General features: G+C 57.6%; 26 protein-coding genes and 1 tRNA gene. 20 read left to right on the top strand and 7 right to left on the bottom strand.

Going from position 1 to position 26275, the window contains the following annotated elements; all coding sequences use genetic code 11:
• Positions 1 to 39 precede the first annotated feature (39 nt).
• Positions 40 to 1614, bottom strand: coding sequence for a hypothetical protein (locus GZH91_RS12590; RefSeq protein ID WP_147071339.1), 1575 nt, complete (start codon positions 1612 to 1614; stop codon positions 40 to 42).
• A 172-nt stretch (positions 1615 to 1786) separates the two neighbouring features.
• On the bottom strand, positions 1787 to 4480 hold the full coding sequence (locus tag GZH91_RS12585; protein ID WP_161984270.1) for a bifunctional diguanylate cyclase/phosphodiesterase: 2694 nt from the start codon (positions 4478 to 4480) through the stop codon (positions 1787 to 1789).
• 18 nt (positions 4481 to 4498) lie between these two features.
• On the opposite strand from GZH91_RS12585, the gene GZH91_RS12580 reads away from it, so the two are divergent.
• Positions 4499 to 5458 carry an IS5 family transposase gene (locus GZH91_RS12580; RefSeq protein ID WP_161984269.1) on the top strand — a complete coding sequence of 320 codons (960 nt, stop codon included), beginning with the start codon at positions 4499 to 4501 and terminating at the stop codon, positions 5456 to 5458.
• A 380-nt stretch (positions 5459 to 5838) separates the two neighbouring features.
• On the opposite strand, the gene GZH91_RS12575 is transcribed toward GZH91_RS12580, so the two are convergent.
• Entirely contained in the window at positions 5839 to 7041 is a 1203-nt protein-coding gene (locus tag GZH91_RS12575; protein WP_147073043.1) for a hypothetical protein, read from the bottom strand.
• Between the two features lie 2 nt (positions 7042 to 7043).
• Positions 7044 to 7520 (bottom strand): type 2 periplasmic-binding domain-containing protein, encoded by a 477-nt coding sequence (locus GZH91_RS18115; protein WP_174861846.1) that lies wholly within the window; start codon positions 7518 to 7520, stop codon positions 7044 to 7046.
• 236 nt (positions 7521 to 7756) lie between these two features.
• On the opposite strand from GZH91_RS18115, the gene GZH91_RS12565 reads away from it, so the two are divergent.
• The 9 genes from GZH91_RS12565 (at position 7757) to pgsA (ending at position 14319) form a co-directional block, all read left to right on the top strand.
• Positions 7757 to 7846 (top strand) — tRNA-Ser (locus tag GZH91_RS12565).
• Between the two features lie 67 nt (positions 7847 to 7913).
• Positions 7914 to 8717, top strand: coding sequence for a radical SAM protein (locus GZH91_RS12560; protein ID WP_147073045.1), 804 nt, complete (start codon positions 7914 to 7916; stop codon positions 8715 to 8717).
• The gene (gene acpS / locus GZH91_RS12555; RefSeq protein ID WP_147073047.1) at positions 8717 to 9100 is read left to right on the top strand and encodes a holo-ACP synthase; all 384 of its coding nucleotides are present in this window, start codon (positions 8717 to 8719) and stop codon (positions 9098 to 9100) included. The genes GZH91_RS12560 and acpS overlap by 1 nt, the downstream gene beginning before the upstream one ends.
• Positions 9097 to 10173 carry a beta-N-acetylhexosaminidase gene (gene nagZ, locus GZH91_RS12550; RefSeq protein WP_147073049.1) on the top strand — a complete coding sequence of 359 codons (1077 nt, stop codon included), beginning with the start codon at positions 9097 to 9099 and terminating at the stop codon, positions 10171 to 10173. Before acpS ends, nagZ begins: the two co-directional genes overlap by 4 nt.
• Positions 10160 to 11104 (top strand): cation diffusion facilitator family transporter, encoded by a 945-nt coding sequence (locus GZH91_RS12545; protein ID WP_223264554.1) that lies wholly within the window; start codon positions 10160 to 10162, stop codon positions 11102 to 11104. Before nagZ ends, GZH91_RS12545 begins: the two co-directional genes overlap by 14 nt.
• Positions 11104 to 11736: a uracil-DNA glycosylase gene (locus tag GZH91_RS12540; protein WP_174861847.1), complete on the top strand. Its 633-nt coding sequence runs from the start codon at positions 11104 to 11106 to the stop codon at positions 11734 to 11736. Before GZH91_RS12545 ends, GZH91_RS12540 begins: the two co-directional genes overlap by 1 nt.
• A gap of 3 nt (positions 11737 to 11739) precedes the next feature.
• Positions 11740 to 11925 carry a tautomerase family protein gene (locus GZH91_RS12535; RefSeq protein WP_147073055.1) on the top strand — a complete coding sequence of 62 codons (186 nt, stop codon included), beginning with the start codon at positions 11740 to 11742 and terminating at the stop codon, positions 11923 to 11925.
• Entirely contained in the window at positions 11915 to 13720 is a 1806-nt protein-coding gene (uvrC, locus tag GZH91_RS12530; protein ID WP_147073057.1) for an excinuclease ABC subunit UvrC, read from the top strand. The genes GZH91_RS12535 and uvrC overlap by 11 nt, the downstream gene beginning before the upstream one ends.
• 26 nt (positions 13721 to 13746) lie before the next feature.
• On the top strand, positions 13747 to 14319 hold the full coding sequence (pgsA, locus tag GZH91_RS12525) for a CDP-diacylglycerol--glycerol-3-phosphate 3-phosphatidyltransferase (protein ID WP_147073059.1): 573 nt from the start codon (positions 13747 to 13749) through the stop codon (positions 14317 to 14319).
• A gap of 100 nt (positions 14320 to 14419) precedes the next feature.
• On the opposite strand, the gene GZH91_RS18430 is transcribed toward pgsA, so the two are convergent.
• Positions 14420 to 14821, bottom strand: coding sequence for a DUF2784 domain-containing protein (locus GZH91_RS18430; protein WP_147073061.1), 402 nt, complete (start codon positions 14819 to 14821; stop codon positions 14420 to 14422).
• 305 nt (positions 14822 to 15126) lie between these two features.
• On the opposite strand from GZH91_RS18430, the gene dsbG reads away from it, so the two are divergent.
• The 5 genes from dsbG to GZH91_RS12495 all read left to right on the top strand — a co-directional run bounded on the left by dsbG (position 15127) and on the right by GZH91_RS12495 (position 20005).
• On the top strand, positions 15127 to 15936 hold the full coding sequence (gene dsbG, locus GZH91_RS12515) for a thiol:disulfide interchange protein DsbG (protein WP_161984268.1): 810 nt from the start codon (positions 15127 to 15129) through the stop codon (positions 15934 to 15936).
• A gap of 115 nt (positions 15937 to 16051) precedes the next feature.
• Positions 16052 to 17560, top strand: coding sequence for a sensor histidine kinase (locus GZH91_RS12510; protein ID WP_147073065.1), 1509 nt, complete (start codon positions 16052 to 16054; stop codon positions 17558 to 17560).
• A complete protein-coding gene (locus GZH91_RS12505) occupies positions 17535 to 18116 on the top strand; it encodes a dihydrolipoamide acyltransferase (RefSeq protein ID WP_223264556.1) in 582 nt (193 codons plus the stop codon). The genes GZH91_RS12510 and GZH91_RS12505 overlap by 26 nt, the downstream gene beginning before the upstream one ends.
• Positions 18113 to 19468: a sigma 54-interacting transcriptional regulator gene (locus tag GZH91_RS12500; RefSeq protein WP_147073067.1), complete on the top strand. Its 1356-nt coding sequence runs from the start codon at positions 18113 to 18115 to the stop codon at positions 19466 to 19468. The genes GZH91_RS12505 and GZH91_RS12500 overlap by 4 nt, the downstream gene beginning before the upstream one ends.
• 228 nt (positions 19469 to 19696) lie before the next feature.
• Entirely contained in the window at positions 19697 to 20005 is a 309-nt protein-coding gene (locus tag GZH91_RS12495; RefSeq protein WP_147073069.1) for an EF-hand domain-containing protein, read from the top strand.
• Here the strand turns inward: GZH91_RS12495 and GZH91_RS18285 are convergent, their stop codons facing one another.
• A complete protein-coding gene (locus tag GZH91_RS18285; RefSeq protein ID WP_262982463.1) occupies positions 20006 to 20137 on the bottom strand; it encodes a hypothetical protein in 132 nt (43 codons plus the stop codon).
• A 77-nt stretch (positions 20138 to 20214) separates the two neighbouring features.
• Here GZH91_RS18285 and GZH91_RS12490 point away from each other — a divergent pair, with 77 nt between their 5' ends.
• The 5 genes from GZH91_RS12490 (at position 20215) to GZH91_RS12470 (ending at position 25568) form a co-directional block, all read left to right on the top strand.
• Positions 20215 to 20484 (top strand): BON domain-containing protein, encoded by a 270-nt coding sequence (locus GZH91_RS12490; protein WP_147073071.1) that lies wholly within the window; start codon positions 20215 to 20217, stop codon positions 20482 to 20484.
• A 755-nt stretch (positions 20485 to 21239) separates the two neighbouring features.
• On the top strand, positions 21240 to 22541 hold the full coding sequence (oxlT, locus tag GZH91_RS12485; RefSeq protein WP_174861848.1) for an oxalate/formate MFS antiporter: 1302 nt from the start codon (positions 21240 to 21242) through the stop codon (positions 22539 to 22541).
• Between the two features lie 81 nt (positions 22542 to 22622).
• On the top strand, positions 22623 to 24191 hold the full coding sequence (locus GZH91_RS12480; protein ID WP_223264557.1) for a gamma-glutamyltransferase family protein: 1569 nt from the start codon (positions 22623 to 22625) through the stop codon (positions 24189 to 24191).
• Between the two features lie 95 nt (positions 24192 to 24286).
• Complete coding sequence (locus tag GZH91_RS12475) at positions 24287 to 25057, top strand: sulfite exporter TauE/SafE family protein (RefSeq protein WP_223264558.1); 771 nt, start codon at positions 24287 to 24289, stop codon at positions 25055 to 25057.
• Between the two features lie 64 nt (positions 25058 to 25121).
• Positions 25122 to 25568 carry an Lrp/AsnC family transcriptional regulator gene (locus GZH91_RS12470; RefSeq protein ID WP_147073075.1) on the top strand — a complete coding sequence of 149 codons (447 nt, stop codon included), beginning with the start codon at positions 25122 to 25124 and terminating at the stop codon, positions 25566 to 25568.
• Between the two features lie 77 nt (positions 25569 to 25645).
• On the opposite strand, the gene GZH91_RS12465 is transcribed toward GZH91_RS12470, so the two are convergent.
• Positions 25646 to 26242, bottom strand: coding sequence for a bactofilin family protein (locus tag GZH91_RS12465; protein WP_147073077.1), 597 nt, complete (start codon positions 26240 to 26242; stop codon positions 25646 to 25648).
• Positions 26243 to 26275: the final 33 nt, after the last annotated feature.

Genomic DNA, 26275 nt, shown 5'->3' with positions numbered 1-26275 from the left:
GGTAGTTGGAGCTTGCCCATAAACTATTTACGGCAAGCCCTAAACCATCCCGACATGGCGCCGCGTCAGGATGTTGAATTTCAGCAGCAGCCAATCGTGGCTGCGGTCCTGCTCATGGGTAATGCGGACACGATAAATATAGTCCCCGTCCAGCATGTCATAAAGCTGCGTGGCCGCGATGCTCATGTCGCCGACCACTAGTGCGCTGCTGAATCTGCGCGCATCCTGTGCGGGCAGAAAAATACCTGGCGTCGGCATGCAGTCTGCGGGCGGATTGACCAGGCAGAAAATGCTTTCCGACATCAGGTGGCCGACGCCATGCAAGGCAACCACTCTGGGCGCGGTACCGAGCCGTTCTGCGCCCAGCTTGACCGGATGGCCTGGTTGCTGATCAATCCAGCGTACCGCAGCGAGCACCCATGGGTGCGCTTTTACCTCGGTGCGCAGACCGATCAGTGCGCCGTGGTCGGGGATGCTGACGGGGGTGCCATAGTGGGTCAGGCCAGAGCCGTCATTGCCTTCGTCCTGCATGATCCATGGCTCAAGTGGCGCAGTGCGCTTGCTGCCGGCTGCCCCGCTCAGGGTGTGCAGCACATGTTCGAAGCCGCATACCAGGAGGGCCGACATGTTTTGCTGCTGGCGCGGTGTGTGACGCTGCGGGCCACCGCGCTTGAGAATGGCGCGGATGTCATCCAGCAGCCCGGGTACATCGGCCTCATTCTTGATGGCGTCGAGCGGACTTGCGGGTGGGTTGATCAATTGTGTGCGGGTAATTTCAAGCGCAGTCAGCACGCTTTGCAGAGACCAGTAGCGTAGCGCGTTGCCTTCCACCGGGCGGTCGCCGATGCGGTGCAGCGGTTCGCAACCGGCCAAATCGAGCCAGTGGGTGTGCGATTGCGGGTCGAACAGCGTAGCCGGTTGCAGTTGCCGGCACCAGCTATGGATCCAATGCGCAGTCAATTCGATTTTCCAGGGGCATAGCCCGAGTGGATTAATCAGGTTGAGCAGCAGGATGTGGGCATACAAATGGGTGCAACTGGCTTCGACGTTGTCGCTTAACATCAGGCGCCGCTCGGCAAAGCCATTGCATTCGGCAATGGCGTAGAGCGCGTGCACATTGCGCCAGGCATCTGACGTGGGGGTCTCATAGCGCATGTAGCGCCACTGGATCAGCTTGCCCTGATAGTGCAACGCGAGCAGCGTAATGGCGGGTAGCTGCTGGTCCAGCGCGGGCTGGTTGCGCGTGGCAGCCTTGACAAAACTCTGGTAAGCCAGTGCCAGCTGCCAGTAAAAAACAAAGATTTCCTGCCACAGCGATTTGCCGGCGTAGCGGAAGGCGGTCTGATTTTTCAGATACTGCATCACCATACCCTCCTGCAGCGCGCCGCCAGCGTGGCGCAGCATGGCCAGGATGTGGAGTCTGCGTTCGTCCAGCACAACAGTTGACAGGTTGAACTGATTGAGTGCATCCACCACCATTTGATGCGCTTCATACTCATGATGAAACTGCAGTTGTTCCACCCAGCGCCGGGTGCTGTGCAGGGTCGCGAAGGGCGAACGTTCCCGGCGTGACCCTGGCAGCCATTTTTGGAGTATTTTTGTGAACGGGCTCATCGCATGCGGGTAAGGGATTGTTTGCCGGAATTCAGCACGATATGTGCCAGCAAATGAGTTGCCGGAAAGGCTGGCAAAGGCTTGAATGCAGGGCACCTGGTGCCAGGCGGGTTAAGGAATGAGGCGAAACCCGGACACTGATGTCGGGATGCTGACAGCCGTCACCGTAGCATCAGGCGACCCACCCGAAAACAGGATCCGGTCTGCCAATGTGGTAGCCTTGGGCGAAATCCACACCGTAATCGCGCAACATCTGGACAATCTCTGCGTTCTCGACAAATTCGGCCACAGTCTTTTTGCCGAAGCCGTGCGCCGCTTGCACCAGGGCCTTGACGAACATCTGATCGTCTGTACTGGTGGCGAGATTGCGGATGAACGAGCCGTCAATTTTGACATACTCGACAGGGAGCTGTTTGAGATAATCGAACGAGGCAAAGCCCACGCCAAAATCATCCAGGCTGAATGCGCAACCCAGGGCAATGACTTTTTCCATTAGCGCACGTGCAGATGCCATGTCTTCCACGGCGGCAGTTTCGGTGATTTCAAAGATAAGACCCGCCGGGTTGATCTGTGAACCAGCCAGCTCGGTCTGCAGCAATTCCAGCCAGCGCGGGTTGCTGAAACTGCGCCCGGAGAGGTTGACCGATAGTTTGATATTGGGTGTCTTGCGCTGCAGTTCAGCCAGCGCGCCTATCGCCTTGTGCAGTACCAGGCGGTCAATGCCACGGATCAGACCGGTGGTTTCGGCCACGCTGATAAACTCTGCCGGCATATACAGGTCGCCGGTGGGGTTGCGCATGCGTACCAGCGCTTCATAATGGCTCACATTATTGCTGGATAGTGCCAGTATGGGCTGGAAATACAGCTCGAACTGGTCGTCTGCCAGCGCCTGCTCGATTTTGTCCACCCAGTACACACGATTGAGCACACGCTCCATCAGGCCTTCGTCCGGAGCATACAGATGCAAGTTGCCACGACCGCTCTCCTTGGCGCGGAACAGCGCCAGATCGGCATTGGCCAACAGCTCCTGGGCAACTGTGCCGTGTTCGGGAAACAGGGCGATACCAATACACGCCGAAACCTTGTGGCTGAGAGGGATTTCTGCCAGGGTAATCGTGGATAAACTGTGCTGGATGTGGCGTGCCAACTGCATTGCGTGCGGCGCGTCAAGGTGGCTGAAGAATACGCCAAAATCATCGCCGCCCAGCCTGCCAATCAATGCGGGTGCGGGAAGCAAGCCCTGCAACTGGCTCGCTACCGCGTGTAAAACCTGATCCGCTGCATCGTGCCCGGTCGTGTCGTTGAGCGACTTGAACTCATCCAGATCAAGATAGATCAGCGCTCCACTGGATTGTGCATCGGTGTGCGACAGGATTCCCTGGAGTGCTTCCTGGAAGCGGTGACGGTTGTACAGACCCGTCAGTGCGTCGTATTCGGTCAGGTAGCTTGCCTGTTTTTCAACCCGGTGCAGTTCGGTGATGTCCAGGCCTACCGATAAAATGGCCGCGTCATCAGGATTTTCTGCGCCGAGCGACGAGTGTATCCATACCACATCGCGCGATTCGCCACTCTTGCAGCGCAGCGCTGTTTCCTGGCGCAAACTGGCGCCGTCCGAATGCAGCAACGCAGCCAGTTCACGGCCCGTGTCCGCAGCTTGCTGTGGCAGGCTGAAATAATCTGTCAGTTTTGCGCCACGCAGTTCCCGGTAGTCGAAGCCGGTCAACGCCAGCATGTAGGCATTCGCCATCAGGATACGGCCCTGGCTGTCCTGGGTGATGATCAGCATTTGCGCTGTATCCAGTAGTCCGGAAACAAAATCGCGCTCGCGCGCGAGTTGCCGTACCAGATTGTCGAGCTCATTGCTGTGCGAGCGGTTTTTTTCCTGCAGGTCTTCCAGCCGGTCAGCCAGATCCAGCGCGCTGGCGTCGAGCGTGTCGAGTTCGTCACGGATTGTATCTATGCGACTGGTTTTTTCCAGCCGGGCACGTACTGTCTCGAACTCGCCCCGGCCAAGCAGCGGCAGGGCTTCTGCCGTGCGCTTGAGGCGGCGCATTGGAACCCACAGCAGTACCATCAGCATCAGCTCGGAGATGCACAGGCCGAGGATGCCGACGCCCGCGCTTTTCCATGCCACCGCGTGCAAATGCTGCAGATTGCGGGTGCGGTCAAAAATCACCAGCATGGAGGGACTGCCGATGCTGGCACCGATAGGCACCGGCACAGGTAAAATTTCGTAATGGCGATTTTGATACGATACGTTGATGCGATGGTCGGCAATGATATTGCCCAACGGGATGTCCTGCAGTATGGCGATACTCTGCTGGCCGCCGGACACGGCCAGCACCCGGCGCCTGAGCGCAGGCACCTGGGGTTGGTTGAAATCGCTGGTCGAGTCGCCAGTGTTGTTGGGTGCCAGAATGGCCAGAGCCATGTCAGCACCGGTCATGTGCTGGAATGACAGTACTGCATCAGCCAGCGACGCGGCGACGGCGACGGCGGCGACGGAACGCCCATTGTCGAGCACGGGTACGATGTAATAGTAAAGACAGGTCGCTGCACATGCCAGCAGGCGTTGTGGTTGTTCCTCAACAATGACATGCCTGGCCAGGGCAGACAGGGCGGGCTCGTTCACATGCATGGTGTCCTCTTTCCAGCGGGCGAACAATTGCCCATCGGGTTTGAAGAACAGCACCTGTTCCAGTCCGCTGTTGAGGTGGAGGGCGCTCCAATAGCCCTGATAGTAGTGTTGCAGGGCCGCTCCATCGCCGCTGGCAATCGCGCTGTGGACGTCGCTCAGATTGGGAATCAGATTGGCTGAGGGAAACTCTGCAAAACCCCCACTTCTGCGCCCCGCACCCGAGTCCATTGTGGCAATATTAAGCCCATGAAACAAACCACCCTGAATCTAGACCTCAGTCTCAAGCGCACGCGCAAGCGTGAATTTCTCGAGCAGATGGAACACGTCGTACCGTGGGCAGCGCTGGTCAAGCTGATTGCCCCGCACTACCCCCAAGGCAACAACGGGCGTCCGCCGTTCCCGCTCGAAACCATGCTGCGCATCCACTTCATGCAGCAATGGTTCAGCCTGTCCGATCCGGGCATGGAAGAAGCCTTCTTCGACATCCCGCTGTACCGCGAATTTGCCCAACTCGAAGACTATGCCCGCCTGCCTGACGAGAGCACCATCCTGCGCTTTCGCCACCGGCTCGAGCACCACCAGCTGGCCGAACAGATTCTCGCCACCGTCAATCAGCTGCTGATCCAGCAAGGCCTGCTGCTCAAAGTCGGCAGCGTGGTGGACGCCACCCTGATCCCGGCGCCCACCTCGACCAAGAACAAAGACAAGACCCGCGACCCCGAAATGCATTCCAGCAAAAAAGGCAATCAATGGTACTTCGGCATGAAAGCCCACATTGGTGCGGATGCCGATTCCGGACTGGTGCATACCGTGCGCGGCACGGCTGGCCATGTGCATGACGTGATCGAAGCCAATGGGCTGTTGCATGGCGAGGAAACAGAAGTGTATGGCGATGCCGGTTACCAGGGTGCCGCCAAACGCCCGGACGCCAAAGCGAGTATCAACTGGCACATCGCCATGCGCCCGGGCAAGCGCCGGGCGCTGGACAAGGACAAACCCATTGATGCATTGATCGACCAGTTGGAGAAACTCAAGGCGGGTATCCGCGCCAAGGTAGAGCACCCGTTCCGGGTGATCAAGCGCCAGTTCGGATTCGCCAAGGTGCGCTACAAAGGATTGAAGAAGAATACGGCCCAGCTCATCACCCTGTTTGCGCTATCCAATCTGTGGATGGCGCGGCACAAACTGAGGGCACTACCGGGATGAGTGCGCCTGGAAATCAGGAAAGCGGCCTGAACGGGGCTAAAAACTCTAAAAACAGCGCGGGAATAGGCGCTTATTAAGCATTTCGCGTGGCTGATTTGAAATTTAAAGCAGCGCCGCCTGCCGCTGCGCGGTGGATGGGGTTGTTCAGAGCATCCTGAGGTTTCCAGCTGTGCACCCAGCTGGGTGACGACTTCAGCGGCGAAACGCCGGCTTTGCGTTTCACTTGCATTGCGCACGCTGTCAAATTCAGCACGCTGACTGCTGTAATTAATGTATGACAGCGACGCATTCACCGCCAGCAGCACCAGGCTGAGCGGCACAATGATTTTCCACTTTAGGCTGAAAAAACGCCTGAGTCTGGCGGATCGGGTGACCATCGGCTAGAAGCGGTAAGCCGCCTGAAATAACCACATATTCCAGTGTCGCGTGGTGACAGCTGGATTGGGGTTGTCACTGTAGGGTAACCAGGCGGTACCATCCACGTGATGAAATTCACCACGCAGCAGCCAGTTATTGCCGAGCCTGTAGCTCAGGCCGGCGGCCAGGTCTTTGGCAAATCGGCTATAGGGAGGCACGCCGGTCATTGCACTGAATGCCTGGCCATCCTTGTCGTTTTTATCCCTGTAGGTGACGTCATAGCGTGCCAGGGCTGACCAGCCTGGTGTGAGCTGATAAGTTCCCTGAACATAGTAACTGCTGCCGGTTGCAGAGTGATTCGGGAAAAAGGCGCCAAAATTCTGGGCGTTAATACGGTTTTGCGCGTATTCGCTAGTGAACACCCAGTTTTCTGCATTGTATTGTCCGGAGAATACCCAGGCGTCAAAGTGAATATTTCCGGCGTGCAGGGTATCTGACACCTCCGGCTGGTAATGCGCGCGCATGCTGACACCGGTCAATGCCAGTTTGAAATGACCATTGCCTGGTTCCAGAAGAATCCGTCCGATATAGGAAGCATCACTTTTAATTGTCCCTGGCCTGTCCATCCCCAGGAAGGTGCCTTCGGTTTCCCTATCAGATGTGTCTGGTCTGATAACACCGAATTGATAGCTGAGGTTGCCGATAGCCAACGTCTTGTCGCCATAAACTGCCAGTCCCGGCGAAGATAATACAAAGTTGCGTACGCGATCCAGATAGATGGATTGCGGCAACAGGATGCCGGGACGGGTGAACGCGACATCGCGGGTTTCGTTATACAGGCCGTAGGGGTTTTTGATCTTGCCCAGATACACGCCGTAGCGCGCATTCTCGCTAGCGTGGATAGTATAGTCCAGATAGTCCAGGGTTGCATGGTCGAGGCGCGGCGAGCCATTGTCGGTTTCACCTGCGCGGCGCGAAACGGCCTGGGCAGACAGCTGCAGGCTGGGATTGAGGCGCCAGGAAATATTCGCGCCCAACTCGGTAAAACCAAGGCTGGCCTTGTTCTCAGTAGCGCCGAAGAAGTTGTTGTGGCTGGTGCCGATAACCGCCTGGCTGGCAAAACCATGCACCTGGACACCGTCGGGCAGGCTGTCGGCGCCTGCATTCATGCCATGGCCTGCGAGCGTCAGCATGACTGCCAGCATTTTGATTTTGGCTCGGTACATAATCATTCCGCCGAGTTGATCCTGCCCGGATTATCTCCTGAAAGGATACGTACCCGGTCGCCCGGTTTCACCTTCCTCGCATAGCCCAACGCGCCAGGGGTAGTGGCAACCCTTTTGAGCATTTCCTGTTCCGAACCGACCTCCGTCGGCGCCTGTCCTGTACCTGAATAGACCAGCCGGTCCCAGGTCTGGCGCAATTGATACGGGTAAACGTCCAGCGCTTCCTTGCAGAAGGCCCGGTGCAGTGGATTGTCGTCGGGCAGCACGAATACCCTGACCGGCTGGCTGTCCGGCCACTGCAGCAATTTCACCGCGAACATGGCGCGTAGCGCGTTTTGGGACAGGGTGGTGGCAGATACATGCGGATTCGCAATGATCATCACTGCCCATGCTTTGGCCACGCCCAGCAGGCAGAGACACAGCAATATGCGCGCCATGATGCGGGCAGTGCGAATCATGAAAGTGTGAGAATAACGCATGTAATGCTTGGTATCGTTATCTGCAGGAGGTTGCTGGTTACGCGACGTAAATCCATTGTAGGAAATTTATTGCAAAGCAAATGATAGCAATGTAATTCTCGTACATCCTATTCGACGAAACATTCTGGCGCTTTAACAAAATCTTGCTGGTTATGTGCAGCCAGTATTCCCGCTGGCTAATCTGTGCGGCCACAGCTAAAATGTGAGCCGCATCGCCAGGAGCCTGGCACAAACAAGGAAGGTTGGCAGAGCGGTTGAATGCACCGGTCTTGAAAACCGGCGTGTCGGCAACGACACCGTGAGTTCGAATCTCACACCTTCCGCCATCTGTCATGGTGGAATACCCTGAACACGCCCCTTACCTCCGCTGATCATTCGCGCGACGCTGCTGGCATGACTTATGTCTATCCGGTGGTGTCGCGACGCGCGGGTGGTGTATCCGTTGGCATCAATCTCAATCCCAACAATGCCTGCAACTGGCGCTGCGTTTACTGCCAGGTGCCCGGGCTCACGCGCGGTGCGGCGCCGGAAATCAACTTATCGCTGCTCGAACACGAGCTGGCCAGTTTTCTGCACGAGCTGATGCATGGCGACTTCATGGCGACGCGCGTGCCGGAGAGCGCACGGCGCATTAACGATATCGCCTTGTCCGGCAATGGCGAGCCCACCAGTGCCAAAGCCTTTGTCGAGGTAATCGGATTGATTGGTCGTGCCGTGGCGCGTTTTGGTCTCACGGGTAAAATCAAGCTGATCCTCATCACCAACGGCAGCCTGATGGACAAGGCCTATGTGCAAGACGGTTTGCACCAGATGCGCACTCTCAATGGCGAAGTCTGGTTCAAGCTGGACAGTGCCACGCGTGAGGGGTTGCGCCGCATCAACCACGCCAAACTCAGCCCGGAGCGGGTGTTTGCCAACCTGCAAGCTGTCGCCAGCCAGTGTGCCACCTGGCTGCAAACCTGCCTGTTTGTCATCGATGGCACACCGCCGTCCGCGCTGGAACAGCAGGCTTATCTGGATTTCGTGCGACGGATCGTAAGCGCAGGCGTGCCGGTGCAAGGTGTGCTGTTGTACGGTCTGGCGCGACCCTCACAGCAACCCGAAGCGCCGCGTTTGTCGGCATTGCCGGCAGACTGGCTGGAAGCGTTTGCGGAAAAAATCCGCGCGCGTGGGCTGGCAGTGAGAGTCAGCGTCTGATGATTTACGGCATAGGCACAGATATGGTGGCGGTGGCGCGCATGGCGCGGCTATTGGCGCGCCACGGCGAACGTGCGGCACAGCGTATTCTGGCACCGGAAGAATGGGCGGAATTTACGCGCAAGTCCGACGGCGCGCGTTTTCTCGCCAAACGTTTCGCCGCCAAGGAGGCGCTGGCAAAAGCCGCCGGTACCGGCTTGCGCAGTCCGGTGGCGCTATGCAATATTCGCGTGCACCATACCCCACTGGGGCAACCCGAACTGGTGTTTGCACCTGATCTGCAAACCTGGCTGGCAACGCGGGGCGTGGCGCGCGCGCATCTTTCCATCAGCGATGAATCCGATTACGTTATTGCCTTTGTGATACTGGAAACCATACCATGAGCCTCGGTCCCATCATGCTTGACGTGCCCGGCGTGGCACTTACCGGCGACGACCGCCGCCGCCTTGCGCATCCTCTGGTGGGCGGCGTAATCCTGTTTGCGCGCAATTATCAGTCTCCCGCGCAACTGGTTGCGCTAACGGCCGAAATCCACGCGCTACGCACGCCGCATCTGCTCATCGCGGTGGATCACGAAGGCGGACGCGTGCAACGCTTTCGTGATGGCTTCACGGTGCTGCCGCCGATGCGCGAGCTGGGGCGGATCTGGGATCGGCATCCCGCCGAGGCGCGGCGGCTGGCGCACGAATGCGGCTATGTACTGGCTGCCGAGTTGCGCGCGCACGGCGTGGATCTGAGTTTCACGCCGGTACTGGATCTGGATTACGGCGCATCCGGCGTGATTGGCGACCGTGCCTTTCACAGCGATGTGGATGCGGTTGCCGACCTCGCGCATCAGCTCATGCTCGGCCTCAAGGACGCGGGCATGGGCAGCGTCGGCAAGCATTTCCCCGGCCATGGTTTCGTGCGCGCGGACTCGCATCGGGAAATTCCGGTGGACGAACGCAGTTATGCCGATATCGAGCAGGCTGATCTGGTGCCGTTTCGCCGGATGGCGGGCTACGGCATGACCGGCATGATGCCTGCCCATGTCATCTACCCCGCGGTGGACAGCCGTCCGGCCGGGTTTTCTCCGCTCTGGCTGAAACAGATATTGCGTGGCGAGCTGGGCTTTGACGGGGTGATTTTCAGTGACGATCTTTCCATGCAAGGCGCCAGCGTGGCAGGCGATGTTGTCGCGCGTGCGGCGGCCGCACTCAATGCAGGCTGCGACATGGCGCTGGTGTGCAACAACTGTGCCGGCGCCGATGAAGTGCTGGCCAGGCTCGACTGGCGCATGCCTGCCACCAGCATCGCCCGCATCGCACGCCTGCATGGCAAACCGCATCCACTTGGCATGACTGAATTACGTGAACAATCACGCTACGCCTCTGCCGTTCACGCCATAGCCGGTATAGGACATGGCAGCGCCGATTTATGGGCAACCGACAGGAGCAACACTTGTGGCCAAGGCTGAAGACACGCACCAGGATCACGACCACGCTCATCACGGGGACAGCCATCACCATCATGGTCACGCTGGGGTGGGCATCGCCTTCTGGCTGACGCTGGGATTTGCCGCTGTGGAGGCGGGCGGCGGCTGGTGGGCAGGCTCGCTGGCCCTGATCTCCGATGCCGGGCATATGCTGATCGACGCACTGGCGCTGGGGCTGGCGGCGTTTGCCGGCTGGCTGGCGCAGCGTCCGGCGTCGTATCGGCACTCCTACGGCCTGGTACGCGCCGAAGTGGTGGCGGCACTGATCAACAGCGTGCTCATGCTGGCGCTGATGGTGGGCATTGTGTGGGAAGCCATTGCGCGCCTGAATGCACCGCAGCCGGTGCAGGGCGGCGCCGTGATGGTGATTGCCGCAATCGGGCTGGCGGTGAATATCTTCGTTGCCTATCAGCTGGCGCGCGGCGAACAAACCCTCAACGTGCGCGCTGCACTGCTGCATGTGCTGGGGGACATGCTCGGCTCAGTGGCGGCTCTGGTGGCGGGTGCGGTGATCTACTTCACCGGCTGGCTGCCGATTGACGCGCTGCTGTCGCTGTTCGTGGTGGCGCTGATTCTGGTTTCCAGCATCCGCCTGCTGAGAGAGGCGCTGCACATCCTCATGGAAGGCGTGCCGAAAAATCTCGATTTGCCCGAAGTGGGGCGAGCCATGGCGCAGACAGCCGGGGTGACTTCGGTACATGACCTGCATATCTGGACGCTGGCTTCGGGCAAGGTCGCGCTGTCTGCGCATCTGGAAATCCCCGCCATGCAGGACTGGCCGGACATTCTCCACACCACGCGGCAAATGCTGCACACGCGCTTTGATATCGACCATGTGACCCTGCAGCCGGAATTGCCCGCCGCACAACCTGAACAGGTTGGCATCCCGTTTTACCCCCGGCACCGCCATTGATGACGTCTTTTGATCTGAACTGCCGTACCTGCCCGCGCCTCGCCGCTTTCCTCGACCAGGTACGCGTGGCGCATCCAGGCTACCACGCGCGCCCGGTCGCACCGTTTGGCGATGCCGCGCCCTGGCTGTTGATTGTCGGTCTCGCCCCCGGCATGCATGGCGCCAACCGTAGCGGCCGCCCGTTTACCGGCGACCACGCGGGGATATTGCTCTACGAAACCCTGCACGCCTATGGTTTCGCCAGCCGCCCCGCGTCGGTGAGCGCCGACGACGGGTTGCAACTGCACGGCTGCCGTATTACCAACGCAGTCAAATGCCTGCCTCCGGCCAACAAGCCGGAAACCGCCGAGATTCGCCGGTGCAATCATTATCTGGCGCATGAAATTGCCGCGCTCTCCAAGGATCTGGCCATCCTTGCATTGGGTAGCGTCGCACATGCCGCCGTGCTCATGGCGCTGGGGCTGAAAGCCAGATACCATGCCTTCGGACATGGCGCGGTGCATGCGCTGGGTGACGGGCGCGCGCTTTACGACAGCTACCATTGCAGCCGCTACAATACGCAGACGCGCCGCCTGACGCCGGACATGTTCCGCGCTGTGTTTGCGCGCATCCGTGCTGACAAGGAGAGATGAGCCATGCCTTACGTGAACATCCGCATCGCAGGCAGTTTGAGCCGCGAACAAAAGCAGAAAATCGCCGCAGAAATCACCGACACGCTGGAACGTGTGGCGGGTAAGCCTGCTTCATATACCTACATCGCCTTCGATGAACTGCCGGAAGAAAACTGGGCAATCGCGGGCCAATTGCTGGATGAAGACTGAGGTTTTCGACAGCAAGGCATTCCTCGCCACGCTGCCCAGCCTTCCCGGCGTGTATCGCATGCTGGGGCAGGGTGGCGAAGTGCTTTATGTAGGCAAGGCGCGCGACCTGAAAAAGCGTGTGGCATCGTATTTCCAGAAGAACGACCAGAGCCCGCGCATCCGTCTGATGGTGGCGAAAATTGCCAGCGTGGAGATCACCGTCACGCGCTCCGAATCCGAAGCGCTGGTGCTGGAAAACAACTTGATCAAGGCGCTGTCGCCGCGCTACAACATCCTGTTCCGCGACGACAAGTCCTATCCCTACCTCATGCTCAGTGGCCACCGCTACCCGCGCCTGGCCTATTTTCGCGGCACGCCGCAGCGCCAGGACCGGTGCTTCGGCCCCTTTCCCAATTCCCATGCGGTGCGCGACAGCATCCAGATTCTGCAAAAGGTGTTCCGCCTGCGCACCTGTGAGGACAGCGTATTCAACCATCGCTCGCGGCCCTGCCTGCTGCACCAGATCAAGCGTTGTACTGCACCGTGCGTGGATTTGATCTGCGCCGAGGACTACGCCGCCGACGTGAAGAACGCCGCGCTGTTCCTGGACGGCAAGGAAAACGAGGTGTTGCAGGCGATTACCGAAAAAATGCAGCATGCCGCGGCAGCCATGCGCTATGAAGAAGCGGCGCTATACCGTGACCAGATCAAGAGCCTTACCGCGGTGCGCGAGAAGCAGTTTGTCTCCAGCCACAGCAGCGTGGATGTGGATGTAGTGGCAGTGGTGGCCGAGCACGGCCTGCTCTGCGTTAACCTGCTGATGATACGTGGTGGACGGCACCTGGGTGACAAGACCCTGTTCCCGCAAAATGCCCAGGACGTGGCGCCAGAAGAAGCCATGCAAGCTTTTCTCGCCCAGCATTATCTCAACCGCACCATTCCTCCCCAGATTATTGTCTCCGAGCCGGTGGACGTGGATGCCTTCGCGGCAGTTTTCAGCGAGCAGGCCGGGCGCAAAGTCAGCATCCAGATCAACCCCATCGGCGAACGCCGCAGCTGGCTGGCCATGACCCAGGGCAACGCGCGTATCGCGATTACCCGCCAGCTTGCGCAAAAAGCCACGCAACAGGCACGCCTCACTGCGCTGCAGGAAGCGCTGGCGCTACCCGGTCTGCAACGCATCGAGTGCTTCGATATCAGCCATACCATGGGCGAGGCGACGGTGGCGTCGTGCGTGGTATACGACAAGGGCACGATGCAAAACGGCGAATACCGGCGCTACAACATCAGCGGCATTACCCCCGGCGACGATTACGCAGCCATGCGCGATGCGCTCACCCGGCGCTACACCAAAATCCAGCAGACCGAGGCCAGGCGCCCCGACCTGATCCTGATCGACGGCGGCACCGGCCAGCTCCACATCGCCAGCGAGGTCATGGCAGAACTCGGCATCACCGACATCGAGCTGATCGGTGTCGCCAAGGGCATCGAGCGCAAGGCCGGCATGGAGCAGCTCATCACCACCGATGGCCGCGCCACGCGCCTGCCTGGCGACCACCCCGGCCTGCACCTGATCCAGCACATCCGCGACGAGGCGCACCGTTTCGCCATCACCGGCCACCGCGCCCGGCGCGGCAAGGCGCGCACCCACTCGGCGCTGGAAGATATCGGCGGCATCGGCCCCAAACGCCGGCAAAAACTGCTGGAGAATTTCGGCGGCCTGCGCGGCCTGCAAAATGCCGGGGTAGAAGAGATCGCCCGGATCGAAGGCATCAGCCGCGCACTCGCCGAAAAGATATACCGTGAATTACACTAGCCAGATAGCCCACTAAAATTTACGCCATGCCGCTCAACCTGCCTAACCTGCTCACCTGGCTCAGAATCATTCTGATTCCGCTGGTCGTTGCCGTGTTCTATCTGCCCGACGGCTGGCTCACCGCGCGCGAAGTCAATCTTGCCGCCGCCGGCATGTTCGGTATCGCCGCCCTCACCGACTGGCTGGACGGCTATCTGGCGCGCATTCTCAACCAGACCTCTGCATTCGGCGCCTTTCTCGACCCGGTGGCCGACAAGCTGATGGTCGCCGCCGCCCTCATCGTGCTGGTGAAACTGGGGCGCGTGGATGCGCTCATCGCACTCATCATCATCGGCCGCGAAATCACCATCTCCGCCCTGCGCGAATGGATGGCCAGCATCGGCGCGCGCGGCAGCGTGGCGGTATCGATGATCGGCAAGCTCAAAACCGTGGCACAAATGGCCGCCATCCTGCTGCTGCTGTTCCATGAGCCTTTGCTCGGTCTGGATACCCGACAAATCGGTACCTGGCTGATCTGGCTGGCCGCTGTGCTCACACTGTGGTCGATGGCTTACTACCTGCGCCGGGCGGTGCCAGAGGTGATCAGGCATGGGCGGTGAGAGAAGCACAGTGGCAGGATAAGCCGAACCTGCGGTGATTGGTTAGCGGAGTAATCAGGCCGAGGCCGAAAATCGCTCAAAATAGTTCATTTCAGAACAATCACTTAAATGGAGCGTCTTGAGAGCTGGCATTTGATCGAGAACCCCACAGTCGATAAAGAAACCACCCGTATATTGCAACGTTGATGAGTATTACGAAACCCGCCAACCAGAATTGAATACTTCTCGTGAGCCCGGTGGGATAGATGATGGGCAGGAGGTAATGTTCAATGAAGCTATCCGAGTAGCCAGCATCACCGGCAGCACGGCGAAGCCCGACTTCCAGCGTAGTGAGTGGACACAGCTTTCCAGTCAGTTCAATGAAGATTCCCCAGCAGACGGCCGGGATGTGGATTGACGCGACCCAGGCAAAGCGATGCGCGATGAGGCCGCCGAAAATGACGAATCCTATAAACAGGAGATGAAGAACCAGAACCGAGTCTGCGAGAAGCCGATAGGTCATCTGGATATGGAAATATGTTTGGCATGCCCAACAGTTATTAACCAGACCAGTCCGTTTCTATATGCATGCCGCGAGAATCGCTCCCATGGTCATGCCAAGTGACTGAATATGTCAGCATCCTATCTACCCTCTGTCGCTATATCAAGGGTGAGCAACTGCGGACACTCATATCTGAAATAGTGCACAAAAGGCTCGCATCATGAACTAAATGACTTTAACCCGCCCTAATCGGAGAGCGCTTTTCAAAGCATTCGCAACTAACTACCAGAAATATCGCGTGCCCCCCAATCAAAAAAGGAATGAAATTGAAATTATCTTTGCAACAAACAGTGCTGTTCGGGGTAGTGCTTGGCCTATCCGCCAGCGCATTCGCAGCCGGTTACCCGAAGGTGATTCAGAATGCCGTCGGCCAGGGTGTCAAGGTGGAAAAATCTTTCCCCGCCGCATCCGGCATGACGGGTTGGGTGCTTTCCAGGCAAGGGCAATATTCCATCGTATTCACCACACCTGACAATAAAACGCTGCTGGCTGGCTTGATGATTGACGAGAGCGGCGCCAACCTGTCGCAAGAATATGCGGGGAAATACATTCCGAAGCCGGATTTCGCAGCGCTATTCAAGGAACTGGAAAACACCGCGATGATCGTGGAAGGCGCCAAGTCCCCCCGCAGCACGCTGTATGCTTTCTTCGATCCGAACTGTCCATTCTGCCACATGACCTGGAAAGCGCTGCAGCCGTATGAAGCAGCGGGCCTGCAAGTGCGCTGGGTGCCGGTTGCCTACCTCGCCCCGAGCAGCCTGCCCAAGGCGATAGAAATGCTTGCCTCGGCCAACCCAACCGCAGCGTTCCGCGCCAACGAACAGAATTTCGGCAAGGGCAGAAATCCGCCCGCGAAATTCACTGCCAGCGCTTATCCAGAGATTGCCAAAAAGCTGGAAAAGAATGCCGGGCTGATGCAAAAATTCGGCTTTAACGGTACGCCGGGTATCGTATGGAAGGATAAAAGCGGCAAGGTGACGGTCAAGAACGGTATGCCCAGGCTGTCGGAATTGCCGGAGATGACAGGGCTGCCTGAACAGAAAGTGGATGATCCGGAACTGGCCAAATTCCGCTGAATAAACTAGTTTGGCAAGGCGTGGCGCATTGCCCATCAGGCCACGCTGGGCCCCTTGCCGGGCGTCTGCTTTATGTTATGTTGGACACATGCAAACCAGGCAAAGGGTTCAGGAAATGAACGCAAGCGCACCGCTTCCGGAACTGGATGATGGGTCTGTCCCCGCTTCCAAAGGGCTGTTGCGACACAATCCCAAATCTTTCCTGAAGCTGATTCTGATCGGATTTACCCTGGTGGCGCTGCCGCTTATCATCGCCCTCATCAATAGCGCCGTATCCATTGACCGACTGGCTGGGCAGAGCCGCAAGGCAGTCTATCAGGCAGCGCAAATTGCACATGGCAGCCGCGTCCTGCTGGATGAAATTACCACCATGGAACGCAGTGTGCGACAGGCGCTTATCCTGGGCGACGCATCCTTGCTCGAGGGTTATTTCCAGGCGCACGCGAAATTCGGAAACACTGCCATGAGCCTCTCCTCGCCCTCTTTGCGCCCCGACCAGAAGCGGGTGCTGGACAAGCTCACAGTATCTGAATCAGCCATTTTTCAGCAGGTATCCGCTGCCCGCCGATCACCAGAAGGCTTGCAAGAGATAGTGAGGGACTTTGTGCCGCTGCTGGATTCGGCACGGACTTTCTCGTCTGGCGGCTATGCGTTGATTGAACGCGAGGTGAATGCGATGCAGGATATGGCGGGGCATGTCCGGTCCGTTGTGGTATGGCAACTGCTTGCTTTGGTCCCGTTTGCGATGCTGTTGGCACTCGGTTTTTCGGTGTTGATTGCGCGTCCGATTCGACAAATCGATGCCGCAATCCGGACTCTGGGGCAGGGTGAGTTTTCCAAGGCGGTGAGCGTCGCTGGGCCGCAGGATTTAAGGTACCTTGGTCAGCGGCTGGACTGGATGCGCCGCCGCCTGCTGGAGCTGGAAGAGCAGAAGACCCGGTTTCTGCGGCATGTTTCGCACGAGCTCAAGACCCCCCTCACTGCAATTCGTGAAGGCGCCGATCTGCTGGCGGAAGGTGTGGCCGGCGAGTTGAGCGTGCAGCAGCGGCAGATAGCAAATATTCTGTATACCAACAGTATACAATTGCAAAAACGCATCGAGGATTTACTTAACTACAGCGCGCTACAGACTGAAAAAACCGCTCTTGTAAAACGCCGCGAGTCCTTGGCGCGGGTTGTGAACGCGGTGTTGCAGGATCAGAACCTCGCAATCATGAATAAAGGCTTGCAGGTCGATCTGGCTTGCCCCGAGCTGATGATTGAGTGTGACCAACAAAAAGTCAGCATTATTGTGGATAATCTCGTGTCGAATGCAGTGAAGTTTTCTCCTTCAGGTGGGTGTATCAAAATATGGGCGAACCAGGTCGGCGAACTGGCCTGGCTGGATGTGACGGATGCCGGCCCAGGCGTCGACGAGACTGACTGGGACAAGGTATTTGAGCCTTTTTACCAGGGGCGTAGGGCGCCTGAGAGGCATGTCCAGGGAACAGGCCTGGGATTGTCCATTGCACGGGAGTATGCGCGTGCGCATGGAGGCAACATCGAGCTTGTGAAACAAGCCGGCGCTGGCGCCCACTTTCGTCTCACTTTGCCCATCCGTGATCCGCAAGATATCCATGCGTGACTTACGCCAGCGGTTCTGGATTCTGCCAGCCATCCTGCTGGCATCCCTTGCCGCCTGTTCAAACATGCCGGCGAGTCCGTCGCATAAGGCAGCTGCAGGCTGGTCGCCACCATTGATCGTGACCAGCCAGGTAGAAGAACTGATGCTGTATTACGATTATCTGCATAAACAGCCAGCGGCGGAGCTGGTTAAAGAATACGACAAAGCGCGGCAGAGTCTGGCGCAAGCCAGAACCGACGTAAACCGTGTGAGAGTGGCGCTGCTTCTGGTGCTTCCTAATGCGCCTTTCCACGATACGACAGCAGCGCTCGGTTTGCTCAACGAGCTGACGAAAGAAACCAAAACCGCATCCCCGGGTTTGCGCGGTCTGGCAGGCATGATGGCGATGCTGATCGCAGAACAACAGCGCGCAAATAATAATGTGGAGGACCTGTCGCAAAAACTGAAAGACGAGCAAAAACGTGCTGATCAATTGCAGGGGAAAGTGGATGGCATCAAGAATATGGAAAAAAACCTTATCCGCAGGGATAGGCACGGAATTAGCGCAAAACCATGACTGAATCCCGACCAAAAATCCTGATTGTCGATGACGATGCCGATTTGCTTGAACTGCTCTCGATCCGCCTGAGCGCTGCCGGCTATGAAACTGAAGCGGTGCAGAATGGGGAGGCAGCGCTCAATCATCTGGACGTGTCGCGCCCACAACTGGTCATCACGGATATGCAGATGGGCGGCATGGACGGTATGGCGCTGTTCGAGCACATTCATCGCACCACGCCCACTTTGCCGGTCATCATTCTGACCGCGCATGGCACGATTCCGGATGCGGTTGCAGCCGCGCAGCGGGGGGTTTTCGGCTATCTGGCCAAACCTTTTGACAGCAAGACCTTGTTGGCCCAGATCGCCCAGGCGCTCAGGCTTTCGCCCGGTGTTGCGCCTCACAGTGAGGTGCCGCAAGCGCTGTGGCGTGCGGACATCATCACACAAAGCGCCGCGATGGAGGACCTTCTCACCAAGGCCCAGCTCGTCGCCGCAGGCGATGCAAGTGTGCTGATTCATGGTGAAAGTGGCACCGGCAAGGAATTGCTCGCCCACGCCATTCATGATGCGGGAAAACGCTCCCATCAACCCTTTGTGGCGGTCAATTGCGCGGCGATACCGGAACAGTTGCTGGAGTCGGAACTGTTCGGGCACGTCAAGGGAGCCTTTACCGGCGCAGTTCGCGATCACCAGGGTTTGTTCCAGATGGCTGGGGGAGGCACGCTGTTCCTCGACGAAATCGGCGATATGCCGCTTCTGCTTCAGGTCAAATTATTGCGGGTGCTCCAGGAAAGGCAAATACGTCCGGTGGGTTCCGCGCAGACCATCCCGGTGGATGTGCGCATTATTTCCGCCACGCACCGCGATCTCAGGACGGAAGTTACTACAGGCGGCTTTCGCGAAGATCTCTATTACCGGCTGAACGTGGTGGCGTTAACGATTCTGGCGTTGTCGCAGCGGCGTGAGGATATTCCTTTGCTGGCAAACCATTTTCTTGGGCTGCTTGCCAGGAAATACCAGAAGAACATCAATGGATTCTCGCCCGAGGCGATGGAAATGCTGGTGAGCGCCTCCTGGCCCGGCAACGTGCGTCAACTGATGAATATCGTCGAGCAATGTGTTGTCTTGTCTACGGCCCCGCTCATTTCGCCTGTGCTGGTGTACGACGCCATGCATAAGGAAGAAGAGCAGCTGGTTTCGTTCGAAGAAGCGCGTAAGCGCTTTGAAAGGGATTACCTGGTGCGTGTGCTGAAGATCACTGCCGGCAACGTGACGCAGGCGGCGCGATTGTCCAAGCGTAACCGTACCGAGTTCTATAAATTGCTGCAGAGACACCAGCTTGATGCCTCCGCTTTTAAATCGTCATAAATTCCGTTCCTCCCTTCGTCACCGTTCGGCGACAAGATATATTCCAATATTTTTCAATAAGTTAGCCTGGTATCGCCAGATTTGTGTTGTCAGAAGGCGACATACAATCTGTGTTCTCCATTTTATTTACAAGTAACGTAATGTTTTATATTGATAATTTAATATGGCATAACAATTGCTTATCACGTCTGTACAGCAATATTGCTGTGTGAGTAAAGGAGATACAGGATGAATTACTGTGTTGTAAATTTGCAAAATAAAGCAATTCAAGCATGCGTATTGGGGGCCGCACTGGCTGTGGGCGCGATAGGTACCAGTCACGCTGCGCCAGCCTCAAAATCTGAGGTTGCCCCAGCCATGTCGCTGTTTGACACCAATCATGACGGTTCTGTCAGCCCTAAGGAAGCCTCGGCACAGGGGATGACGGCTCAAGTGTTCAAAGAAGCAGACGCCAACCACGACGGGAAATTGAGTCCGCAAGAGCTTGCCAATGCAATGACGACAAGCGCGCCGTCAACAGGTACTCCGAAGTACTAATCAAGCCGTTTCGCGAGGCGCGGCTTGATTTTTAGATTGTTTTGCAAATCCGGGATGGTTGGCTGGCTGAACTGTTGTGATTGCCAATTCCTGCAAGATAATTACCGGGAAGCGCACGCTTGGATCGGCCATGATCCATGCAATGGTCAAATAGCAGTGCTGGTGTGTGACTGACCGGTTCTGTTTTAATAAACTGGGGATATCGATCCATGAAAATGCAACTTCACGCGCTGCCGTTTGATTCGCAAATTCGGGTACTGAAGGCCGTTGATGATCAAATCATCACGGCCAAGATACAAACTGCTCTGGTCCAGCATGAATCAATGCAGCATGCATTCATCCATGTGCAGACATTTGCGGGTGGCGTTGAGTTGACTGGATGGGTGAGCAAGGCCGCCCAGAAACAGCTCGCTGTAGCTCTGGCTGCAGACATACAGGGCGTTTCCTATGTGGTGAATAACCTGAGCGTGCGTGGTTAATGCCAAGAGAGTGTTGAATTTATCGCAATGTTGAGATGGCTTGAGATTTTTGATGCGGGGGGGCCTCAATAGAAGGAGTTCATCGTGGGCTCACCAAAAGAAATTTCATGTCCGATACTGGTGATATCCGGGATTCCTCTTGCGATTTTTAGTCTTCTCGGGTTTGCCGCATCTGCGGCTGGTTTCCGTCCGTCAGTGCATACGAAAAAACGTCTGCACCCCTTGTGAATACTGAAATACCACGCCAAACATAAAAAGATATGTCCGCACCGTGAATCCGTACGCACTGTCGCGCTAACGGGAGGTCAATCAGTCATGGGTGCCTCGCGAGGAAGACCTGGCTGCCGCAGCCGTGTATATACCCAGCGCTGTTTGGTTTTTCTGAAACGGCTTTGCTGTTTCTTGTGGATCTGCATGCACCTCTCCCGTGCATCAGACGCATGCCATAGAAACTATAGCTAAGCATATGTTCCTGGCGCAAGCGCTTTTCGGCTAATTGCAGGGTGCTGAACGCAAAAAATCCAGTCAAATGTTAATGATATTTAGATAAAATAAAACAAATGATAAGTGCACCACTCCGGAATGCGCTGCACCAATGCTGGGTTGGGTTTGGGTGAAAATGCGCAATTTGATATGGGGTTATTGTGTAATTCATTGAAATACAATAAGATTAATATCTAGCATGGATGTTGCTCAATACCTCCTGAAAGTTCCTATCTATTGTTAGGTATGACAATTTCAGTGAGGTGAATTGTATGAATACAATGACTGGTTTAGAGAGTGCGTCCAAGTGGTCACATAACCGGTGGTGGCAGCTTATTTTCGGACTTGTTGCAATGATGTCCATTTCGAGTTCTCAGTACGCCTGGACCTTGTTTGTGAAGCCTTTGCAGTCTTCACTCGGTGCCAGTCTTGCTGGCGTGCAGGCAACGTTTGCGATTTTTATCGTTTTGCAGACCTGGCTTTCACCCCTGCAAGGATTCCTGATACAAAAATTCGGGCCTCGGTTATTGATTTCCGTCGGTGCACTATTGACCGGCGGCAGTTGGGTGCTGGCTGCTTCCGCCCATGACTTGGCCGGGTTATATCTTTCCTATGGGGTAATGGGGGGATTCGGAACGGGGATTATTTATGTCGGCATTGTCGGATTGATGGTGCAGTTATTTCCCGACAGGCGTGGCCTTGCTACAGGTCTGGTGGCAGCCGGCTATGGCTTCGGTGCGATATTGACGACTTTCCCCATTGCGTCGACGATCAAGAGCGCGGGCTATGCGCACGCCTTAACCGTATTCGGCATCGCTCTCGGTCTGGTGGGATTGGTCGTCGCCCAGGGTTTGCGTCGTGCGCTGAAACCATCCGGCCTGCCGCCACATGCAGTCATATCTTCCGGGACAGCCGTTTTTCAGGGCGCGCGCAATTTCACCTCGGGCGAGATGCTGAAAACACCGGTGTTCTGGCTGTTGTTCGTGATGATGACCATGATGTCCACCGGCGGCCTGATGGTCATCTCCCAGATGGGGGCGTTCGCCAAGGATTTCGGGGTAAGCGACGTGCTGGTGTTCGGCCTGGCGGCGCTGCCTTTGGCGTTGTCGATTGACCGATTTACCAACGGATTGACACGCCCGTTTTTCGGTTGGGTTTCCGATCATATCGGCAGGGAAAACACCATGGCGGTGGCGTTTTTGCTGGAAGCCGTGGCGATCGTGATGATGCTTGCCTTTAGAGACAATGCACTGGCATTTGTCCTGCTGTCCGGTGTTGTGTTCTTCGGATGGGGTGAAATTTTCTCGCTGTTTCCTTCCACCTTGACGGATATCTTCGGCACCGGCAACGCGACGACCAACTACGGCTTTTTGTACATGGCCCAGGGCGTGGGCGCTATTCTCGGCGCCCCTGTAGCCGCTTTGCTGCATGAAAGCACGCACAGTTGGGTGCCCATCTTCGGCATTGTCACGGTAATGGATGTGGCTACCGCTCTGCTTGCGTTGTTCGTGCTCAAATCATGGCGCAAACGGATGGTTTCCGAACGCATCGAAATCGCCCCGGCGCTGGCTTGAATGCTGGCGTGCAGAGGTTCGCTATGGAGATGCCTTGAGTAATTACATCATATGGTCAATACGTTAAGGTGTGGCGGTGCGATGGCGGTCGCACCGCATTTCCTGGCGTCGCGGGCGGCCCTCGATGTACTCGAGGAAGGCGGCGACGCGATTGAGGCCATGGTGGCCGCTGCCGCCACGATTGCGATGGTTTATCCACACATGACCGGTCTCGGAGGTGACGCTTTTTGGCTTATCCATGAACCGGGGCAGGTCCCTGTCGGCATCGATGCCTGCGGCGCGGCGGCTGCAGGGCTGACCCCATCGTTTTATAACGCCCAGGGGTTGGACAGCATTCCGGTGCGTGGGCCTTTGGCCGCCAATACCGTCGCGGGCACGGTGTCGGGCTGGGAGCGCGCGCTGGCGTTGAGCAAGCAGCACTGGGGCGGGCGCATGCCTTTGTCCCGGCTGTTCGCCGACGCCATTCACTACGGGGAACGCGGGGTGCCCGTCACCGCCAGTCAAATGCGCAGCACTCGGGCAAAACAGCCGGAGCTGGAAGCACAGCCGGGCTTCCGCGAGTGTTTTCTGGTGGACGGAGAGGCGCCAGCGGAAGGCAGCCTGTTTTTCCAGCCGAAAATGGCTGCAACCCTGCGCCATTTGAGCCGCACCGGCCTGGACGATTTCTATCGCGGCGAACTGGCCCGGGCGATTGCGGCGGATCTGGCGGCATGCGGGAGTCCCCTCGGGCTTGGCGATCTGAACGGCTATCGAGCGCAACTGACCAAACCTTTGGCGCTGGCGCACAGCCTGGGCACGCTCTACAACCTGCCGCCACCGACCCAGGGTGTGGTGTCGCTGATGATCCTCGGTATTCTGGACCGGCTGGGATTGAGCGAGATGGAACCCGACAGCGCCGATTACGTGCATTGCCTTGTGGAGGCCACCAAACAGGCGTTTAAAGTCCGCGACGCCCATATTACCGACCCCCGCTATATGCGCATCGATGCGCAAGATTGTTTGAAACCCGATTTTCTGGAACCTTTGGCGGGTGCCATTAACTTGGGCAGGGCGCTGCCGTGGGGGAACGGCCGCGGCCCCGGCGATACCGTATGGATGGGGGTGGTGGATAGTCAAGGGCGAGCGGTGAGCTTTATCCAGAGCATCTACCATGAGTTTGGAAGTGGCGTGGTGCTTGAGCGGACCGGGCTCAACTGGCAAAACCGGGGATGCAGTTTTTCCCTGGACGAGAATGCGCTGAACGGGCTCAGGCCAGGGCGCAAACCTTTTCACACATTGAATCCGGCTTTGGCCCGACTGCATGACGGGCGGGTGATGGTATATGGCACCATGGGCGGCGATGGCCAGCCGCAAACCCAGGCAGCGCTGTTCACTCGCGCCATTGTCTATGGGCAGGGTCTGCAGCAGGCGGTAAGCGCGCCCCGCTGGCTGCTTGGACGCACTTGGGGGCGGCCGTCGGATAGCTTGAAACTTGAGGCACGCTTCAGTGGAGAAATCGTCGGATCATTGCGGCGTCGCGGTCACGAGATCGAGATGCTGCAGGAGTTCGACGAGGCCGTGGGGCATGCGGGCGCGATCGTTCGGCATCCGGGCGGCGTGCTGGAAGGGGCGTCCGACCCGCGCAGCGACGGCGGCGTTGCCGGCTTCTAGGCGTCTTTGACACCCTGTAATTCAGGGATCATTTTCTATTTTGTTGTTGATTATTAGAGTGGGGAGAGACTGCATGACGTTTTTCGTTTTTTACCTTGGTCTGGGGGGGGGTCGCCGGCCTGTTGGGGGGGATGCTGGGGGTAGGCGGCGGTATCGTGGTTGTGCCTGCCCTGATCTGGATCTTCAGGCGGGCGGGCGTCCAGCCTGATGTACTGACTCACCTGGCTATCGGAACCTCGCTGGCCGCTATTATTTTCACGTCCTTGTCTGCAATCAGGGCGCAGCAAAAGCGCGGTGCGATAGACTGGGCAGTAGTGCGCCTGCTGGTCCCCGCCACGCTGATCGGCGGCCTGGTGAGCGGCTATCTGGCCGGCTTCATCCCGGCCGCGACGCTCAAGATGATATTTTCGGTTTTCCTGATTGTGGTGTCGTTGCAATTACTGGCCAAATGGCAGCCCGCCTCCCACTGGACGCTGCCGGGACCGAAAGGGCTTTGGGGCGTGGGCCTGGGAATAGGCTCGCTGTCCGCCATGATGGGGATCGGCGGCGGCACGATTTCCGTTCCGTTCCTGCATGCCTGCAATGTCGATATGAAACGCGCCATCGCCATCTCTACCACCCTGGGTTTTCCCATCGCGTTATTCGGCGCCGCGGGCTTCGTTCTGTCAGGGTGGCATCACGCGGGTTTGCCTGCCTGGAGCTTGGGATATGTTGATTTGCCGGCACTGCTTGCAGTGGGCGCGACTTCGATGGCCGTGGCACCGCTTGGCGTGAGGCTGGCCCACCATCTGCCGGTGGCAAGGCTGAAGCGGGCTTTCGGTATACTGTTGCTGTTGGTTGCACTGCAAATGTTGTTCGGTGGCTAGCCTTGCCGGACCTTCTCGGGCGTCGGCAATCTGTGTCCGAACGCGATAACTCGGAGGCAAAGCCGTGACCGATCTGGACCAAAAAATATTGCAGATACTGATCGACGACGGACGCAGAAGCTTCGCCGATATTGCGCGCGAGCTGGGGATTTCCAGAGTGCATGTGCGTGATCGCGTGCAGAAACTGATCACGGACGGCGTGATCGAGAAATTCACCCTGATCGTCAATCCGGAAAAGATCGGCAGCACCGTTTCGGCATTTTTCGACGTTGAGGTCGATCCGCAGGGCATCGAGGCGGTTGCTGAAGATATTGCCCGGCAGCCGGAGGTGCGCAGTCTTTACATCATGAGCGATATGTCCAGCCTGCATATCCATACGCTGACGCAGGACAGCAAGGCGCTCGAGGACTTCGCCCACCGCAATCTTTTTTCCCGCAAGCATATCGTGAAGGTCAATTGCAAGACACTGCTGTCACGCATCAAGAACCGTCGGGGCGGGCCGCGTATCTAGTCCGTCGTCGTGCACCTTTGCGCGGAGATGTGCCTGGCTGCCCCCACAAGGGGGTGCAAGTACAGATAATCTGATCGTTAACCCTGGCGCCGACCCATCGGGTTTCTGACCGGTGCTGAGGCAGGGTATGTTTGAGTCGGTTTGGATGTGTCTTCCTGAATCGGTTCCGGTTTCGCTGCTACGGATATTTCCGGCGCTTTGACCAGGCTGGCCTGGGTTGAGAGCGCTGCCACATCGCCCGAGATGGTACCGCCTTCCTCAATCATCAGCGCACCATAGCGAATCTGGCCGGTGACTTTGCCTGTGGCATAAATCACCAGCCTTGTGCGGGCAGTGATCTCGCCCTCAAAATGGCCACGCACCTCTGCAACGTCGATTTCTGCCTTGCCGGAAAAGACACCGCCTTCGGCGATGCGGATGTCGCGGCTGTTCATGGAGGCTTCCACCCGGCCTTCCACCACCAGAATCTCGCAATCGGTGATCTCCGAACCTTTCAGCTTGATGTTCGGCCCTACGGTAAGCTTGCTGCCTTCTTCACGTGGTGCCGGTTTTGCTGCTGCGGATGCATCGGGAGGTTTGGGTGAGTCCGCAGGTTTCAGTGTATCCAGAAGCGCGTTATTGATGCCGTTCTGATTGGTTCTGGGATGGCTGGGCTGCATGAAGTTCTTGAGCATGTGGATCGTCCTCTCGGTGGGATTGGGTCGCGG

Origin of the sequence: Sulfuriferula plumbiphila (assembly GCF_009938015.1) — a bacterium.
GTDB lineage: Bacteria > Pseudomonadota > Gammaproteobacteria > Burkholderiales > Sulfuriferulaceae > Sulfuriferula > Sulfuriferula plumbiphila.
This window is presented reverse-complemented; position numbering and strand designations above follow the sequence as displayed.